The sequence below is a fragment of the Dethiosulfovibrio peptidovorans DSM 11002 genome (assembly GCF_000172975.1).
GTDB classification, from domain to species: domain Bacteria; phylum Synergistota; class Synergistia; order Synergistales; family Dethiosulfovibrionaceae; genus Dethiosulfovibrio; species Dethiosulfovibrio peptidovorans.
In genome coordinates this window covers 1,310,652-1,326,275 of record NZ_ABTR02000001.1, presented here as the reverse complement: position 1 = coordinate 1,326,275, position 15,624 = coordinate 1,310,652, and the positions used below count along the sequence as shown (strand labels likewise).

The window sequence follows — 15,624 nt, the reverse complement described above, 5'->3', positions numbered from 1 at the left end:
TTTCCTCCTCTCCTCCATTTCCACGAATTCTGACACCCCATCGGTCACACCGCAAGAAAAAACCCCGCCGGATGCTCTCGACGGGGCGATTTCGCCTATTGAAAAATAATGACCTACACCACGTGAAGAGGCACCACCAGGTCGAACACGTCGCTATCGATGGCTATCCTCTAGACAAACGGTCCACACCGCGGCAGCGCCGGAAAAACGGACAGCTTTCGCAGCGATCCTCTCTCTTCGGCCAGGGACCGGCAGCCGCCTCCAGCGAATCCTTACGGATCTCCTCGGCCAGACCTTCCCAGTCTTCGAAGGGGCTCAGGAAGACTTTCTCCGATCGTCCCCTTTCCCTGAGACGCCACAGGGCCATATCGACGGATGAAGCGTCCATGCCGAGAGTCACGGCCAAGCCGTAGAATCTAAGCTGGTCCTCGTATAGCCCTTCGGGGGCCCCTCCCTCCAGGGTTATCTTGTAATCCCGAATCGAATAGGCTCCGTCGTCTCCGGGCCACATAACATCCACCGCCCCTACCAACAGGGGGCCGTCCTTCAAGGGAACCCTGAAAGGAGCCTCTCTCATGAGATATCCCGAGTCCCTCAGAGGGCGAAGCTTTCGCCCCTCCTCGGAGGAGATCAGGTCGACGAGCCACCCTCTCAGCCTATCCTTGGTCTCCCTATCGCCCCATATAGGTCTAAGATCTCCTGGGAGCAAGGATCTTTCCGAGGAAAGCAGTTTTTCCAGGCCATCTACGGAGAAGTCCCATCGGGCCAGGATCCAATGGGCGAGGCTTCCCATGTCCGGACCGCCTCCCGTCTCGCCGTCGGGCTGTTCCCAGGTCAGGTCCAAGCCCTGACGGAAACGGAGCCTCCAACCGTAGGGACAATGACGGTAAAGAGCCCAGGAGGTAGCGCTGATTCTCTCCAGGCCTCCGGGCGATCCGGAGATGGTCACTATCGGGCCTCTCTCTGGCAGAGACCTCTCGATCGATCTTTCCGGGGGATCGCCATCCACATCGGACGCCTTATCGACCTCTCCGGACCGGATCGCCATGTCGAACCAGGAGTCTTCCGGGGGATCCCACGAACCGCTCAACATCAGACAATCTCTGGCCCTGGTGCAGGCCACGTAAAAGAGCCTCTCGCTCTCTTCTTTCTCGGCTGTCTCCTCCAACAGTCTGTGGACCTTTCTGCTGATAGGATCTCCGTTCCCGCCGTCGTCCCTGGAAAGGGCGGCTCCCAGATAGGCAGAGGGCATAAGCGACGACGGGAAACCCTTTCCGTTGGAGTCGCAACCGGCAACAACCACCACGGGAAACTCCAGCCCCTTCGAGGCGTGGACCGTCATAACCCTGACCACGTCCTCGTCCGGGCCGACAGCCCCGGCCTCCTCTTCCTTGGCCCTCTTCCTCAGGGCCTCCCCCAGCCACGAGGCGGCGCCGGAAAGTCCGTTGCCCAGGGTAGACTCGTATTCCCGAAGGAGATCCACCGTCCTCCTCAGATTCGCCGCCACTCCCCTCCTCTTCCACTCGGCGAAACGGTCGAGAACGGCTCCGTCGGCGACCAGTTCCTCCATGACGCGGGAGGCGCCTTGGACCAGCCCTATCTCCCTCCATCTCTCGAGCCGGGCGAATATCTCCGGATATTGGCCCCTCAGTTCCTCCGACAGATCCTTTCCGGCGGACCGGTCGAGCAACCGCGATCCGTCCGCCAGAGAGAGACCGGAAAAGGGGGAACAGATGTATCCCGCCAAGGCGAGATGGTCCTCTCGGTCGAATAGACACCTCAGCAGGGCGACGCAATCCTGCACCTCGGTCCTGGCGTAATAGCCGGTGTTCTTCTCGAAATGAAGAGGAATGCCCCAGAGATCTCCCAGCACCCTCTGGATCGATGGAAAAAGAGTCCTGGAGGGAACAAGTATGGCGACATCCCTCCACCTCATGGTCCTCGCCGACGATTCCGCCTTGTCCCAGATCGTTTCCTCTCCGACCATGCCGGTCAGTTTGGCCGCCAGAAGGGATGCGGAACGATCCCGCCTGTCCTCGGCGGATAGTTTCTCGTCCTCTCCCGCTTCCAGTATTATATTTTCCCAGGGAGCGACCGATACGTCTTGTCTGGCCCCGTGCCAGGGTTGATCCACCGGCGGCCGGAGCGATTCGTAACGGTGATGCAGAGTGGCTCCCAGACCATCTCTCCATATATGGCCGAACAGACGGTTCACTCGGTCGAGAAGGACATCCCTGGTTCTGAAGCTGACGTCGAGGGATACGTAACGTCCCCCCTTCCGGGCTTTCGATATATAGCTTCCGAAGAGGGACAGGTCGGCGTGACGAAACCGGTAGATGGACTGTTTAAGATCCCCCACCAGAAAGAGCCTTGCGTCCCCGTCCGATACCACCGAACGGATGAGCCTGTCCTGAAGGCCGTTGGTGTCCTGAAATTCGTCCACCAGGACTTCTTTGAACCGCCCGGCGTATTCCCTGTTTCTCTCCAGGGCTCGACCGGCGTGAAGGAGCATGTCGTCGAAGGCTATGAGCCCTCTTCCGCTCTTTCTGCTTTCCCAACAGAACCAGCACAGGGCGACGAGTCTCAACAGCCCTCTGGTGAGGTCCAACTCTCTCTGACTCCACCCCTCCTCTGCCAGATTCCAAATGAAGGACCGGCTCAATATGCTCTCTCGATGGTCCTTGACCTTCTCCTCCGGCAGAAGCGACGCTATGGAGTCGGCCAGCTTCCCGCGGGCTCCCTTTATCGCCTCGCAGAGGTCCCTAAGAAAATCTATGTAGCGATCCTCATCGATATCCTCGCACCATCGGTCCCTCAATCCGGCCAGACGAATTCCCAGCTTCGTGTCGCCCAGGGTCAGGCCGGACAGTATCCCCCTCGGCCCGCACCACATCCGATGGATCGATCGCCATTCCTCCACCGAGGCCGCGATCAAGGGGGCGATCACAGCCTCGTGACGTTCGTCGAGCTCCTCCGCCCAGGAGAGCAGATCTTCCGGACGATCCCCTCTGCTGGAGGATATGTCCATAAGACCTCTTGCGAAACGGACCACGCCGGAGGGCCCGTAGTTTTCCAGAAGCTCCAGGGTCATGGGATCCTCCATCAGGGCTATGCCGAAATCCCTGACCTCGCCGGAGAGATTACGACCCACCCAGCGACGGTCCAGCCTGTCCAGACAATCGGTCATCTGAGACCAGAACAGATCCTCTTCCGGAGCGGAGACCACCCGGCTGGCCGGATCCAGATCCAGAGAGAGCCCCGACTCCCTTATTACCCTGGAGGAAAAGGAGTGTATGGTCGATATATAGGAATCCTCCAGACTCTCCAGCCCCTCCCTTAGAGCGGCTGCTACGGTCGGGAGTTCCTTCGTCTTGGGAAGAAGCCCCTCCATAAGGAGTCGGATCCTCTCTGCCATCTCGGTGGCGGCCTTGTCGGTGAAGGTTAGGGTGAGGATCTCCCCCGCCCTGGCCCTTCCGGTGGCCACGGCCCAAACGAAGCGCCAGGCCAAGGTCCAGGTCTTACCGGTGCCGGCTCCGGCGCTGACCACCACCAGAGACTCCTCGGCTGTAATGGCCTCCTTCTGTGCCGGAAGGGTAGCAGAGTTCACCATATCGGTCAGAGAGGCTATCTCCCTATCGATCGTCATCTTCGTCGTCCTCCCTTCCGTGGAGCTCGCCTCTGCGACAGAGGCCGCTGTAGGGACAGTTTCTACAGGCCTGATCGTTATCGTAGTTCGGAGGGAAAAGCCCGGAGTTGGCGGCGAATGCGGCTGCCTCTATGACATCCGAGGCGTCTTTCAACCGGGTGTCCAGGGCGACCCTGCTCCTGGGAGAGAGCCCCATAAACTCCCGAAGATCCTCGTCGGCGGCTCCCACGACCTTCTGATCCCTCTGACAGATAAAGCCGTATCCTCCCACTCTGGACATCTCGAAGGGCAGGCTGTCCGATAGCTCGAGAGACCTGGCGTAACAGGCCAACTGAAGAGAACGATCGTATTTCGAGGAGCCGCCGGATTTGTAGTCCCATATCAGAACGGTTCCGTCGTCCAACAGGTCTATCCTGTCCGCTATGCCCGTAAAGGGAACCCCGTCGAGCTCAAGGACCGGCAGCTCCCACTCGAGAAAGGATGCGACCCTCATGTTTTTGAGTCCGATATCCTCAAGTTCGCTCAGATAATCGGCGGTTTTGAGGATGTCCTTTAAAAGAGCGTCGCCTCTTCGCTTGAGATCCGGAGAGTAGAGCAACCCTCTGTAGACCTCCTCGAGGACGGAGGGCCAGATATCGCAGGCCAGAGAGGCCAGATCCGCGTCTCTATCGACCTCGTAGGCCTTCCAGACATCCCGCCATAGTCTGTGAGCCGCCGTTCCGGCCAGTCGTCCGTCGTATCCCGGCCTCTCCGGGGGTTCGAGACCCACTATCTGGGAGCATCTAAACATGAAGGGGCAGGCCGCGAAGGAGTCTATCGAGCTGAGCCTTATGGAGCGGATCTCCGCCATGATCGGATCCGAGGGCAACCGACGGTCCGGCCTGGCCGTCACGATCCCCTTGGGCGGTTCCTGAACCTCCGATGGCAGTAGCGCCGGTTCCTCCCAGCGGGGAAGGACGTTCCCCACCGAACGGACCTCTTTCCCCAATTCGTCTATCCAACGATCTCTCAAGGCACCGCCGATAAAGGGGCTCTCCGGCAGTGGCCGTCCCGCCCCGTCCAGAGACGGATAAGACAGTATTACTAGATCGTCGCCACAGGCCAGAATTCTCCTGAACAGGACCTCCCTCTGAGCCCTTTTCTCCGACATGAGAGGCAGATGGGTCCTGTCCAGCCTGCTGCCCCTGAGATCCATATCGTGAAGCAGTTCCTTGTGGCAGTCGCCGAGAAGGGGCGACTCCGCCATGGGTCCGGGCCAATTCTTCGCGGTAACCCCGCAGAAGGCCCAGATACGATGATGGGCCAACACCGGGGGAGTGCCTCCGTAAAGGGTCATCGTTCCGCTTCGGGAGGCTCCGGGCCAGACGACGGCGCTCTCTGCCCAGACGGAGAGAAACGCCATTGCGTCGCCACCTTTCAAAACCGCCTTTCCCGGATCGCCCAGGTCGGCCTGGAGCTCGGCGATTCGGTCGAGCTTTCGATCCAATTCCTGGACCGCCGATCCGAGCTCCAGGACGACCTCGTCCAGTTCGGGACGGTCCTCCAACCGTGAAGACAGCACTTCCCGCCAATCCGGAGAGGAGGTCACCAGTCTTTTCATCGCGGTCAGAAGCTCCTCGGCGGTACCGCCTTTTCCGATGGCTTCGGCAAATGCAACCACTCTCTCCAAAGGTTCAGCTAGACTCTCCTCCGAGGAAGCCAGATCCCTCCACCCTTTGAGGCCTCTGGGAGAGGCCATAACAAGCCACCGCTCCGAGAGACCGTGGAAAAACCAGGGCAGACAGAGAAGCTCCGCCGTAGGTTCGGGCTGCCATCCGTCCCTGTAGCAATCCCAAGCCCTCCTGACAGTGTCCCACAGGATCGTCTCCGCCACGGTGCGGCCCTCAGACCTTCTGAACGGAACGGCGTAGCGCCTCAGCACCTCCGAGGCCAAAGAGGTAGACCTGAAGTCGACGGTCATCCCGACCTCCCCCCAACCTGGAAAATTCCCCTTATCCGCCAGAGGGCCTTCGCCAGAGCTCCAGAGGGCCAGGTCCCTGACCACGGTCTCCATCTCGCCTCTGGCCGCCCCTCCCGATATGACGAAACATCCCGATTGGGAAGGCTTCGATCTTAAGACGTCCGCTCCCTCCAGCTGGGAAGGAGCTCCGTACTCTCCTTCCAGTCCCGCCTCGGGGGACAGCAACGTGACGTCCGCCCCATTCCTCACCATGGCCCGTACCATGCCGAGCTGAGAGTGGGTGAAACTGTAGAAGCCGACCAGAACGATCCTCCATCGTCGAAGCCATTTTGCCGCCTCCGGATTTTCCTCGATAAGGGAGGCAATCTCGGTGGAGACCGCGGCGCTGTCCATAAGGCCTCTGGATCTCAACAGCTCCAGATAACGACGGTAGAGGTTCGCCAGCAGCCAGGACGGCTCTTCAGGATGATCCTCTCCGTCGGGGTACAGAGCCTCCGACAGGGCTTCCGGGGGAACCTCCTCCCTTATGAGCTCCCTGACCGTCTCCCCCAGGGTCTGAACGAAACTCGATTGTCCTGTCCCCGGAGGCATTAAATCGCTCCATCTGGTCAGGCTTTCCCGAACCAGATGATGAAGGGCCAGCCAGTGGTCAGGCGGATCGATCTGCACCATAGGCACCGATCCCGTGGCGGAGCAGGCCTCCCGATATAGGTCATCCCAACGCCAGATTCGGAAGGCCTCCCTGCCGAAGGTTCCCTCTTCGAGCAGGATATCCTTGAGCCACTCCCGATCGGACGATCCCGGGACGAGGTAGACCACCGGGTTGCCCTGTTCTATCGAAATCCTCGACAGGATCGGTTTCATCGATCCGACTTTTCTGTATTCGTATATCCTCAAAGCCATAAAAATCCTCCGATGCAGGCAAATTAAAGGGGAGGCCGCCCCGCCTCCCCTGACTCCACCTATCGTCAGGTCATCACCAACCCAGCGACCGACTTTATTTTTATAGTATCTACCAGTAGAACGGAAACTTCAAGTTTCATATCAATCTAACTGATGCTACAATGGTGAAAATCTATGTAATCGAAGGAGGACTTGAAATGGGAACATCGGCGATCATATTATCGGCGATTGCGGCAGTCGGGGCTCTTTGGGCCATCATGGCCTACAACGGTCTCGTCAAGAAGAGGACCATGGTCGAGGAGGCCTGGAGCGGGATATCGGTCCAGCTAAAACGGAGACACGACTTGATACCGAATCTTATGAACACGGTAAAGGGATACGCATCCCACGAGAAAGAGGTGTTCGAAAAGGTATCAGAGGCCAGATCGGCTTCCATGTCAGCCGGATCAGTAGGCGACTCTGCAAAGGCCGAATCCATGCTGACCGGGGCTCTGAGAAGCCTCTTCGCCGTGGCCGAGGCCTATCCCGACCTGAAAGCCAACGAAAACTTCGTCCAGCTTCAGGGACAGCTTTCCTCCCTGGAGGACGAGATCCAGATGGCAAGACGTTATTACAACGGCTCTGCCAGAAACCTGAACATAGCGGTACAGACCTTCCCAACCAACCTGATCGCGTCGACGTTCGGATTCAAGAAGGCCGAGTTCTTCGAACTGGAGGACCGCTCCGAGGGAGAGGTTCCTCTGGTGTCCTTCTAGCGACATGAGGTCAGATATGAGGCTGGCGAAAGCGGTCGCCCTCTTTATTCTGGGACTCTTTCTCTGCGTTATGCCCGTCGAGGCGGCGGAGGTCATATCCGATTTCCGAAGCGACGTATCCGTCGAGATAGACGGTACCGTCAAGGTGACGGAGACCATATCGGTAGTAGCGGAAGGCCATAACATAAAGAGGGGAATATTCAGGGACTTCCCCACCGTCTACGAGAGGCCCGAAGGAGGAACCATGACGGTCCCCTTCGAGGTGAGCGAGGTGACGAGAGACGGAAGACCCGAGAAATGGAGCACCGAGGGACTGTCCAACGGAATCAGGGTAAGGATAGGAAACCCGGACCACCTTCTGTCCAGGGGGGAACACCGCTACACGATATCTTACACGACCGCCCGTCAGATAGGCTTTTACGAGGAGTACGACGAGCTATACTGGAACGTCACGGGAAACGGCTGGATGTTCCCCATCGAAAAGGCATCCTGCACCGTTAACCTCCCGGAAGGAGCTAGAATACTCCAGACCGGAGCCTGGACCGGAATTCAGGGATCGAAGGACAGGCTCGCTGTCATGAAGGCGGAGGGAGGCGAGGCATCCTTTGCCATCACCAGACCCTTAGCTCCGGGAGAGGGGCTTACCATCGCTCTGTCATGGCCAAAGGGAATCGTAGCTCCTCCTGCTAAAAACGCCTATTTCATGACCGATCACGGCCTGGACCTGGCGTTCGGAGGGACCGTCTTGATCGGTCTGATCTACTTCTTCTGGGCCTGGCTGAAGGTCGGCAAAGACCCTAAGAAAGGCATCATCGTTCCGAGGTTCCTGCCTCCCGAGGGAATGTCTCCCGCAGCAGTGAGACAGTTGTCCATAATGGGCTTCGACGGCAGGTCCTTCTCCTCCGCCATAATATCCCTGGCCGTAAAGGGTTATCTGGTGATATCCGAGGAGGAGGGGTTCTTAAAAAAGTACAAGATAACGAAGACCCCTGATGACAGGCGAAAGGGAGCCATTCCTCCGGAGGAGAAAAGGCTATTCGACACCCTGCTGGGCGACAGGGAGAGCATCCTGCTGAAACAGGAAAACCACGAAACCCTGGGAGCGGCCAAGGAAGCTCTTTCGGACAGCCTTAACGCCGAATACGGAAGGCTCTACGATAACAACCTCGGCTACGGGATAATAGGGGTGCTGATCATGACGGCCATACTGGTTCCGTCGTTCTTCCTGTTCGGGAAAGGAGAAGAAGAGATCTTCTTCGGACTTGGGGTAACCGTGGCCACACTGGTCATGGGCTTCATGGTCATGGGGCTGGTCAGAAACCTGCGAAAGACGTGGAGGGAGAACTCCGGATTCAAGGCCTTCTTCAAGATCCTGACAAAAACGCTGGTATTGCTTCTGACGCTTTTCTTGATGCTGATGGCCATCTCCCTGACTTTCTACGTACTCTCACCCATATGCGCAATGACCATGCCGATAATAGCCTTCATACCGGTGTTCTTCATTCCCATATTGAGTGCACCTACCAAAGAGGGCAGGAGCCTGATGGACGAGATAGAGGGATTCTCCATGTACCTAAAGGTCGCGGAGGAAGATCGCCTCAACCTCCTCAACCCTCCGGAGAGAACCCCCGAGCTGTTCGAGAGGTACCTGCCCTACGCTCTGGCTCTGGGACTGGAGCAAAAATGGGGAGAGAAGTTCGCATCGGTGCTCTCCTCCGTCGATTCAGGAGACGGCGGATATAATCCGACGTGGTACGTGGGATCCGCTCCTCTGTATGCGGCAGGAATGGGAGATTTCGCATCCTCTCTGGGGTCCTCCTTCTCGGACGCGATCTCCTCGGCCTCTACCGCCCCGGGATCGGATTCCGCCTTTTCCGGAGGCGGAGGTGGCGGTGGCTCTGCTGGCGGAGGCGGCGGCGGTGGAGGTGGTGGCGGCTGGTAGACGCAAGAGAGAGGGCGGGGATCACTCCCCGCCCTCTTCGTTCAAAAGCCCCAAAGCTTCCTCGAAACGATATTCCGCTATCATCAGGCCTATCCTCTCTGCATTCCCCAGGGACAGTTCACCTCGATCGACCATCTCCTCGAGAGCCAACCTGGACTCTCGAGGACGATGTCCTAAGAGGGATTCCTCGAGGGAGCAGACTATACGGACCGGCTTGAACTCCCTGCTCCGACCGGAGTCTTCCAACACCGAGTCGAACCCTTCAAAACTGCTGCCACCGTATTCCTCCTTGAAAAGAGGCAGAAACAGGGAAACGGTGGTTCCCTTCCTCTCCTCCGTTTCTATGGACAGACCTCCTCCGTGAGACCGAACTATACCGAAGACCTCCGGCAAACCCATGCCTATCGAGTTTTTCTTGGTGGAGAAAAAGGGCTCCATTATCCTGGAAAGATCGCTCCTTCCGATTCCCGAGCCGTGATCCTCCACCGATATGCGGATAAAATCGCCCGGGGAGGGCTCCCCCAACAGCTCCCCACAGCTTTCCTCGCCCAGACGGGCAAAACCGGTGTGAACAGTGACTGCATCGCCCTCGGGGTCGGCCTCCTTGGCGTTCAGCATCAAATTCATGAAGGCGTTGTACAGCTGCCCCTCGTCGCCCAGCACCCGACCGATAGGGGCCTTCAGATACAGCTCGACCTCGGGGCCTTCCTCGAATCCGTGGGAAAAAAGGCCCCGTAGCTTCAATAAAACGTCGTGTACGTCCACCGGGCAGAAGTCTACATCTCCCTTTTTGGAAAACGCCAGAAGCTTTCTTATAAGCGACAAGGCCCTTTCGGAAACATCGATGATCCTGCTCCCTATGACCCTGGCCGAAGGATCGCTGGAATCCTCTCGAAGGGTCTCGCCGTAGCCGGAGACGGCCTGGAAATAGGCCAAGAAATCGTTGGCGATACCTCCAGTGAGCTCTCCCAGGGAACGAAGCTTCTCCGTCTGTCGGATAAGTCTCTCCAGCCGTCTCTCCTCTGTGATATCCCTGATCAGAAGGGCGAACTGCCCCTCTTCCGGCGAGAAAACCACCATGTCCCAGACCGTTCCCTTTTCGATAGAGGAATGGACGAACCTCTTGGACTCTCCGGATGTAGCTATCGAATGGTACAGGTCGAAAAGAAGAAAATCCTCGCCGGGGAACAGCTCCAAGGCGGTTTTTCCAACGAGCTCCTCTCTTCCCATCCCCGTCAAAGTCTCGTAGGCCCGATTGACCTCCAGCAGCCTGTAGTTCCACGGCTTGCCCTCTTCGTCCGTCATTATCTCGTTGAGAGACATGGCGTCCACCAGGTTATCGAACAGTGATTCGTATCTTTTCTCGGCGAATCGCACCCTGCTGGAGGCCCTTACTTTATCCGAAAGGTCCCTCACGACCGTCATCACCACGGGATAATCCCAAAGCGGTATAACCCTGGCCGACAGCTCCGCCGGAAAAGTCCGGCCGTCTTTTCTCAACAGATTTAGAGTAAGCAGCAACTCCCCTTCGTCCAGAAGCCTGTCGAACATACCCTCAGCCTCGTCCCTGGAGCTGGAATCCACCATATCTATAACAGGACGACCGACAAGATCCTCCCTGCTAAAACCCAACATACGGCAGAAACTGTCGTTGATCTCCGATATCCTATTCGGCATGTCCGAACGGATGGTACCGCTTATGAAAGCACCGTCGCCCATGGAGTTGAAAAGCTGCCAGTATTTCTTTTCGCTCTCCCAATGAGACTCTTCCGCCCTCTTCCTCATGGAGATGTCCCTCAGGAACATGAGGGATTTTCCCGACCCATCCGGTTTCATCGGGAAAATCTCTATGTCTACCAGGGCCGAGGATCCGTCCTTTTTAAGGAGCCTCTCCTCTCCCACCACCGTATGTCTGGCGGCGGCATTGGGGATCCTCTCCCAGAGAACGGCCCTGTCGTCGGGATGTATAAGATCGAGCAGGGGACGACCGACTATGGCTTCCTGATCCTCGTAACCGAGGATGCTGACGGCCTTTCTATTGGCGAACGATACCCTGTCGCCATCGTAGACCAACAGCCCGTAGAGCACCGAGTCCAGTATGGAAAGACACATCTCGCCGTGGGGGAAAGGCAACACCATCTGGAGACCTCCTTTTTACAAAAGTTCAATCCAATATTTTTTATGAATGAGGGTTGACAGGTTCACGACCGAGGTATATCATAAACTCAACTTCAAGAACGACATCAGAATAAACTATACTAAGGAGGAACGAACCATGTGGAATAAGGACGACTGCGGGAACTGGTATCCCCTGATGAGCTCGGTAACCGAGATCGAATCGACGTCTTCTCTGTGGGACAAGGACAGCGAGGGGAACTGGTATCTCCGAAGAGTCGTCCAGGAAAGCGCCGTTTCGGTTCACTGATCCGTAAAAACATAAACGCAGGACGGGACCTTTAGAGGTCCCGTCCTTTTTTCAGGGCGCGAACCCCGCATCTCTACAGATTTTAAGGTGAACGCAGTCACCTTTGGAGCAGAACTCCTCGCAGCTGCACCTAAGACGGGGCAGATCTACGAAATACCGTTCATCTCCATCGGAGAAGACCACTATCTCCACCACTGCTTGACTGGTAGTCTCTTCCTTTTCGGAGGAAACGTCGTCTGAAGGAGCCAGGCCGTCCATAGCGAGGTTGGCCATGCGGTCCGCCTCGGAGTTATCCTTCCGGGGAACCCAGCGGAACCTCACCGACAGACCTTTAGCCAATGCCTTGAACTCCTCGGCCAAAACGCCCAATCTCGGCTCCTTTATCTTCCAGGCTCCCGAGAGCTGGTTGATCACCAGCTTGCTGTCCCCACAGAGTTCTATCTCGCTCAAGCCACGACGGAGTACCTCTTTAAGAACCAAGATGGCCGCCATATATTCCGCCTCGTTGTTGGTCCTCTCTCCCAGAGGTTCGGCCCCTCTCCATACAAGACGATTTTCGTCGTCATACAAGGCCGCCCCCGCTCCGGCTATGCCGGGATTGCCTCGAGAACCGCCGTCGAAATGGGCCTTCCAGACCATCTCAGCCTCTCTTTCCTCGGAGCTGTCCGCAGGCGGCGTCTATATCCGTTCCCTTTTCCTTTCTCAACTCGACCTCCAACCCCAGTTCTCTCAAGGTGGCCATAAAGGGATTTATCCTGCTGGCCGAGGGTCTGCCGTAACGTTCCACCACCGGATTATAGGGAATCAGGTTTATGTACACGTCCAAATCGGACAGAAGAGCGGCTATCTCGTAGGCCATGGAGGGCTCGTCGTTGATCCTCTTGAGCAGAACGTACTCTACCGTGATCCTGTTGCCGGTCTTTTTCTGGAACTCCTGAAGAGCCTCTACCACCTGACCCAGGGGATAACGCTCGTTGACCGGCATGAGCTTCGAGCGAATTTGGTCGTTCGGAGCGTGCAGAGAAAAGGAGAGTCGAACGTCGAGCCCCGAATCGGCCAAGGCCAGAATTCCCGGGACGACCCCGGAGGTCGATATGGTTATCCTCCTGATTCCCATTCCCCTCATCTTGGGGTGGTTAAGGATTTCTATGGCCTTCTTTACGTTCTCCCAGTTGAGCAGAGGCTCTCCCATTCCCATGAAGACTATATTCTTTATGTCCTGCCCCAGCCAGGATTCCATCGCCAGGAAATGCCCCACTATCTCTCCCACGGTGAGGTTCCGAACGAAACCCTGTCTTCCGGTAGCGCAGAAATCGCACCTGAGGGGACATCCCACCTGGGTGGAGAGACAGGCGGTATGGTGGTTGCCGTGATCCATCAGGACCGACTCCACCTCCTGACCGTCGAGAAAACGCCACAAAAACTTTACCGTTCCGTCCGAAGACTTCTGAACGTCCACGGCGAAGGGCGGCTGAACGTACAGATGCCCCTCCAGCTTCGAACGAAGATCCTTGGAGAGGTTAGTCATCCTATGTATATCGAAAACCTTTTTCCCGTATATCCATTGACAGAGCTGATCCGCTCTGTAGGACGGCTCTCCCGCCTCGTCGACGAAATTCCGCCACTCATCGTAATTGAACTCTAGACCGTAGGTCATATCCGACATGGTGTTCCTCCTCAAAAATAAACCTCTTATATGTCCTCTATTGTAACCTACATAGACGGAAGATAGCTAAAAAAAACGGTCCAGTTGCAAAAATCCTACCGGCATGCTATGAATATCTGTATGTATTTTCTTAGAAAAGAGAGGTGACCTTTACGACATGGAAAGTTTTATTCAACTACACCCGGTACTTCAGGCGCTTATAGGGACCCTCTTCACCTGGGGAATGACCGCCGCCGGTTCCGGGATGGTGTACGTAAGCAAGGAACCGGGGCAAAAGACCCTGGACATCATGCTAGGCTTCGCGGCGGGAGTGATGATAGCAGCCAGCTACTGGTCCCTTCTGGCTCCAGCCATACAGATGTCCGAGGATATGGGAGTTCCCGGCTGGATTCCGGCCGCCGTAGGTTTTCTTGCCGGAGGCGGCATCCTGAGGCTGGTGGACCGATACCTGCCCCACCTGCACCTGGGACTTCCTACCAGCGAGGCGGAGGGAGTACAGACCAGATGGAAAAGGACCACCCTGCTGGTACTGGCCATAACCCTGCACAACATACCGGAAGGCCTGGCGGTTGGCGTGGCTTTCGGCGCAGTGGCTTACGGTCTCCCCTCTGCCACCCTGGCTGGAGCGATAGCTCTTGCCCTGGGAATAGGCATACAGAACTTCCCCGAGGGAATGGCGGTGTCCCTACCTCTCAGAAGGGAAGGACTCTCGCAAAACAAAAGCTTTACCTACGGCCAGCTTTCCGGCGTGGTCGAGCCCATCGCCGGTGTGATCGGAGCCGCCATAGTGGGAATATCCAGGCCGATACTTCCCTACGCCCTGGCTTTCGCCGCCGGAGCCATGATATTCGTCGTGGTGGAGGAGGTTATTCCGGAATCCCAACAGAGCGGTAACGGCGACCTGGCAACGATGGGAGTCATGCTGGGGTTCACCATTATGATGATCCTAGACGTGGCTTTGGGTTAGCGGGATGAGGTTAAAAACCGTTCGAGCGACCGCAATAGTCGCGGTTTTTCTATGCCTCCGACTCCCCGCATGGGGACTCGGAGGCATAGAGGGAATACCACAGTCGCCAATGTATCACGCAGTCTCCCAGCCGGACCTACCGATAATACCCAAGGAAATTCAGCTGAGACATTATGAAAAACTCAAAAAACGCTTCTACTCTCCCTGGGACCAGGACGAGCCGAGAGAGGGCAAAGAGGTTATCCTATGGGTTCTGGACCGTTACTGTAGAGACGGGGTTTACGGCGAAAACCTCTCCCCTCGCACCGACGAATGGAAAAAAAGGATGGCCGAATCTTGCCGGGTCGACTCGGTCGGAGAGCTGGGCACGAGGGCAGTCTCCCTGAGAGAGACATCCTTGAGGCTGCTCCCTACGAAATCCCCCGCCTTTCTGTCTCCCGAACTGCCGGGAGAGGGCTACCCCTTCGACTACCTACAGAACAGTCTGGTCCACGCCGGAGAACCTCTCTACCTGTCTCATTTCTCGGAAGACGGACTTTGGGGATGGTGCGATACATCCTACGCCTCGGGATGGGTGGACATGGCCGACCTGGCGACGGTGAACGACGAAATGGCGACGCAATGGAGATCCATGGAGCTGGCGGCGGTAGCGAGAGAAGACGTCGTCCTGGCATATCGCGGTAGTTCGCTCTTCAAGGCCAAGATAGGGACACTGCTGCCGATGAAAAGCAGAGGGGCGACCACCGTCACAGTGGAGATTCCCATGGCAGGGCAGGACGGAATCGCCTCGTCCGTCGAGCTGAGGGCACCAATGACCTCCGTGTCCCCGGCTCCCCTGAGACCTACCGCCTGGAGTGCGGCGACCCTGGCGGAACAGTTGATGAACGAGCCCTACGGCTGGGGAGGCTTCCTGAAAAACCGGGATTGCAGCGCCACAACCAGAGACCTTATGCTGCCTCTAGGCATCTGGCTGCCCAGGAACTCAAGAGCTCAGGCAAAGGAGGGTAAGGTCATATCCCTGGAGAGGATGTCTCGGCAGGAAAAGATAGATACGATTTCGAGAGAGGGAATACCTTTTTTCTCCCTGATAGGCCAGCCTGGACACATAATGCTCTACATAGGAACCTACAGAGGAAAACCCTTGATACTCCACGACATGTGGGGAATAAGGACCGAGAAAAAAGGCAGTGAAGGACGGTATATAGTGGGCAAAACCGTGATATCCACACTGAATCTGGGAGAGGACCTTCCGGACCACGCCCCGGGCAAACTGATACTGGATCGAATCGACAGATTGACGATTCCATGGCTTCCCGAAACATAAGTTGACATTCTACCTCCAAGAAGATATAAAGTAAGC

The 15,624-nt window shown here is 57.0% G+C and carries 10 protein-coding genes; 5 read left to right on the top strand and 5 right to left on the bottom strand.

Annotated elements, in window-relative coordinates:
• Window positions 1-163 precede the first annotated feature (163 nt).
• Window positions 164-3,646: a UvrD-helicase domain-containing protein gene (locus tag DPEP_RS06320; RefSeq protein ID WP_005660584.1), complete on the bottom strand. Its 3,483-nt coding sequence runs from the start codon at window positions 3,644-3,646 to the stop codon at window positions 164-166.
• Complete coding sequence (locus tag DPEP_RS06315) at window positions 3,633-6,509, bottom strand: PD-(D/E)XK nuclease family protein (protein WP_005660583.1); 2,877 nt, start codon at window positions 6,507-6,509, stop codon at window positions 3,633-3,635. The genes DPEP_RS06320 and DPEP_RS06315 overlap by 14 nt, the downstream gene beginning before the upstream one ends.
• Window positions 6,510-6,706: 197 nt before the next feature.
• Here DPEP_RS06315 and DPEP_RS06310 point away from each other — a divergent pair, with 197 nt between their 5' ends.
• Together DPEP_RS06310 and DPEP_RS06305 are read left to right on the top strand one after the other, a co-directional pair.
• On the top strand, window positions 6,707-7,264 hold the full coding sequence (locus DPEP_RS06310; protein WP_005660582.1) for a LemA family protein: 558 nt from the start codon (window positions 6,707-6,709) through the stop codon (window positions 7,262-7,264).
• A 4-nt stretch (window positions 7,265-7,268) separates the two neighbouring features.
• Window positions 7,269-9,206: a DUF2207 domain-containing protein gene (locus DPEP_RS06305; RefSeq protein WP_040382451.1), complete on the top strand. Its 1,938-nt coding sequence runs from the start codon at window positions 7,269-7,271 to the stop codon at window positions 9,204-9,206.
• Window positions 9,207-9,227: 21 nt separating this feature from the next.
• On the opposite strand, the gene DPEP_RS06300 is transcribed toward DPEP_RS06305, so the two are convergent.
• Window positions 9,228-11,345, bottom strand: coding sequence for a PAS domain-containing sensor histidine kinase (locus tag DPEP_RS06300; RefSeq protein ID WP_005660580.1), 2,118 nt, complete (start codon window positions 11,343-11,345; stop codon window positions 9,228-9,230).
• A 136-nt stretch (window positions 11,346-11,481) separates the two neighbouring features.
• Here DPEP_RS06300 and DPEP_RS13485 point away from each other — a divergent pair, with 136 nt between their 5' ends.
• Complete coding sequence (locus DPEP_RS13485; protein WP_156775083.1) at window positions 11,482-11,631, top strand: hypothetical protein; 150 nt, start codon at window positions 11,482-11,484, stop codon at window positions 11,629-11,631.
• 51 nt (window positions 11,632-11,682) lie between these two features.
• On the opposite strand, the gene DPEP_RS06295 is transcribed toward DPEP_RS13485, so the two are convergent.
• Both DPEP_RS06295 and rlmN read right to left on the bottom strand, forming a co-directional pair.
• Window positions 11,683-12,270 (bottom strand): ribonuclease HI family protein, encoded by a 588-nt coding sequence (locus DPEP_RS06295; RefSeq protein WP_005660577.1) that lies wholly within the window; start codon window positions 12,268-12,270, stop codon window positions 11,683-11,685.
• A gap of 1 nt (window position 12,271) precedes the next feature.
• Entirely contained in the window at window positions 12,272-13,297 is a 1,026-nt protein-coding gene (gene rlmN, locus DPEP_RS06290; RefSeq protein ID WP_005660576.1) for a dual-specificity RNA methyltransferase RlmN, read from the bottom strand.
• A gap of 157 nt (window positions 13,298-13,454) precedes the next feature.
• Between rlmN and DPEP_RS06285 the strand changes: the two genes are divergently transcribed.
• Both DPEP_RS06285 and DPEP_RS06280 read left to right on the top strand, forming a co-directional pair.
• Window positions 13,455-14,264 carry a ZIP family metal transporter gene (locus DPEP_RS06285; protein ID WP_005660574.1) on the top strand — a complete coding sequence of 270 codons (810 nt, stop codon included), beginning with the start codon at window positions 13,455-13,457 and terminating at the stop codon, window positions 14,262-14,264.
• 4 nt (window positions 14,265-14,268) lie between these two features.
• Window positions 14,269-15,588, top strand: a complete 1,320-nt coding sequence (locus DPEP_RS06280; RefSeq protein WP_083797545.1) for an SH3 domain-containing C40 family peptidase — start codon at window positions 14,269-14,271, stop codon at window positions 15,586-15,588.
• The last annotated feature ends 36 nt before the right edge of the window (window positions 15,589-15,624 follow it).

What these genes read in the sequence shown, in the direction of transcription:
- DPEP_RS06320 (WP_005660584.1), bottom strand. Translation starts at nt 3,646, where the DNA reads ATGACGATCGATAGGGAGATAGCCTCTCTGACCGATATGGTGAACTCT.
- DPEP_RS06315 (WP_005660583.1), bottom strand. Translation starts at nt 6,509, where the DNA reads ATGGCTTTGAGGATATACGAATACAGAAAAGTCGGATCGATGAAACCG.
- DPEP_RS06310 (WP_005660582.1), top strand. Translation starts at nt 6,707, where the DNA reads ATGGGAACATCGGCGATCATATTATCGGCGATTGCGGCAGTCGGGGCT.
- DPEP_RS06305 (WP_040382451.1), top strand. Translation starts at nt 7,269, where the DNA reads ATGAGGTCAGATATGAGGCTGGCGAAAGCGGTCGCCCTCTTTATTCTG.
- DPEP_RS06300 (WP_005660580.1), bottom strand. Translation starts at nt 11,345, where the DNA reads ATGGTGTTGCCTTTCCCCCACGGCGAGATGTGTCTTTCCATACTGGAC.
- DPEP_RS13485 (WP_156775083.1), top strand. Translation starts at nt 11,482, where the DNA reads ATGTGGAATAAGGACGACTGCGGGAACTGGTATCCCCTGATGAGCTCG.
- DPEP_RS06295 (WP_005660577.1), bottom strand. Translation starts at nt 12,270, where the DNA reads ATGGTCTGGAAGGCCCATTTCGACGGCGGTTCTCGAGGCAATCCCGGC.
- rlmN (WP_005660576.1), bottom strand. Translation starts at nt 13,297, where the DNA reads ATGTCGGATATGACCTACGGTCTAGAGTTCAATTACGATGAGTGGCGG.
- DPEP_RS06285 (WP_005660574.1), top strand. Translation starts at nt 13,455, where the DNA reads ATGGAAAGTTTTATTCAACTACACCCGGTACTTCAGGCGCTTATAGGG.
- DPEP_RS06280 (WP_083797545.1), top strand. Translation starts at nt 14,269, where the DNA reads ATGAGGTTAAAAACCGTTCGAGCGACCGCAATAGTCGCGGTTTTTCTA.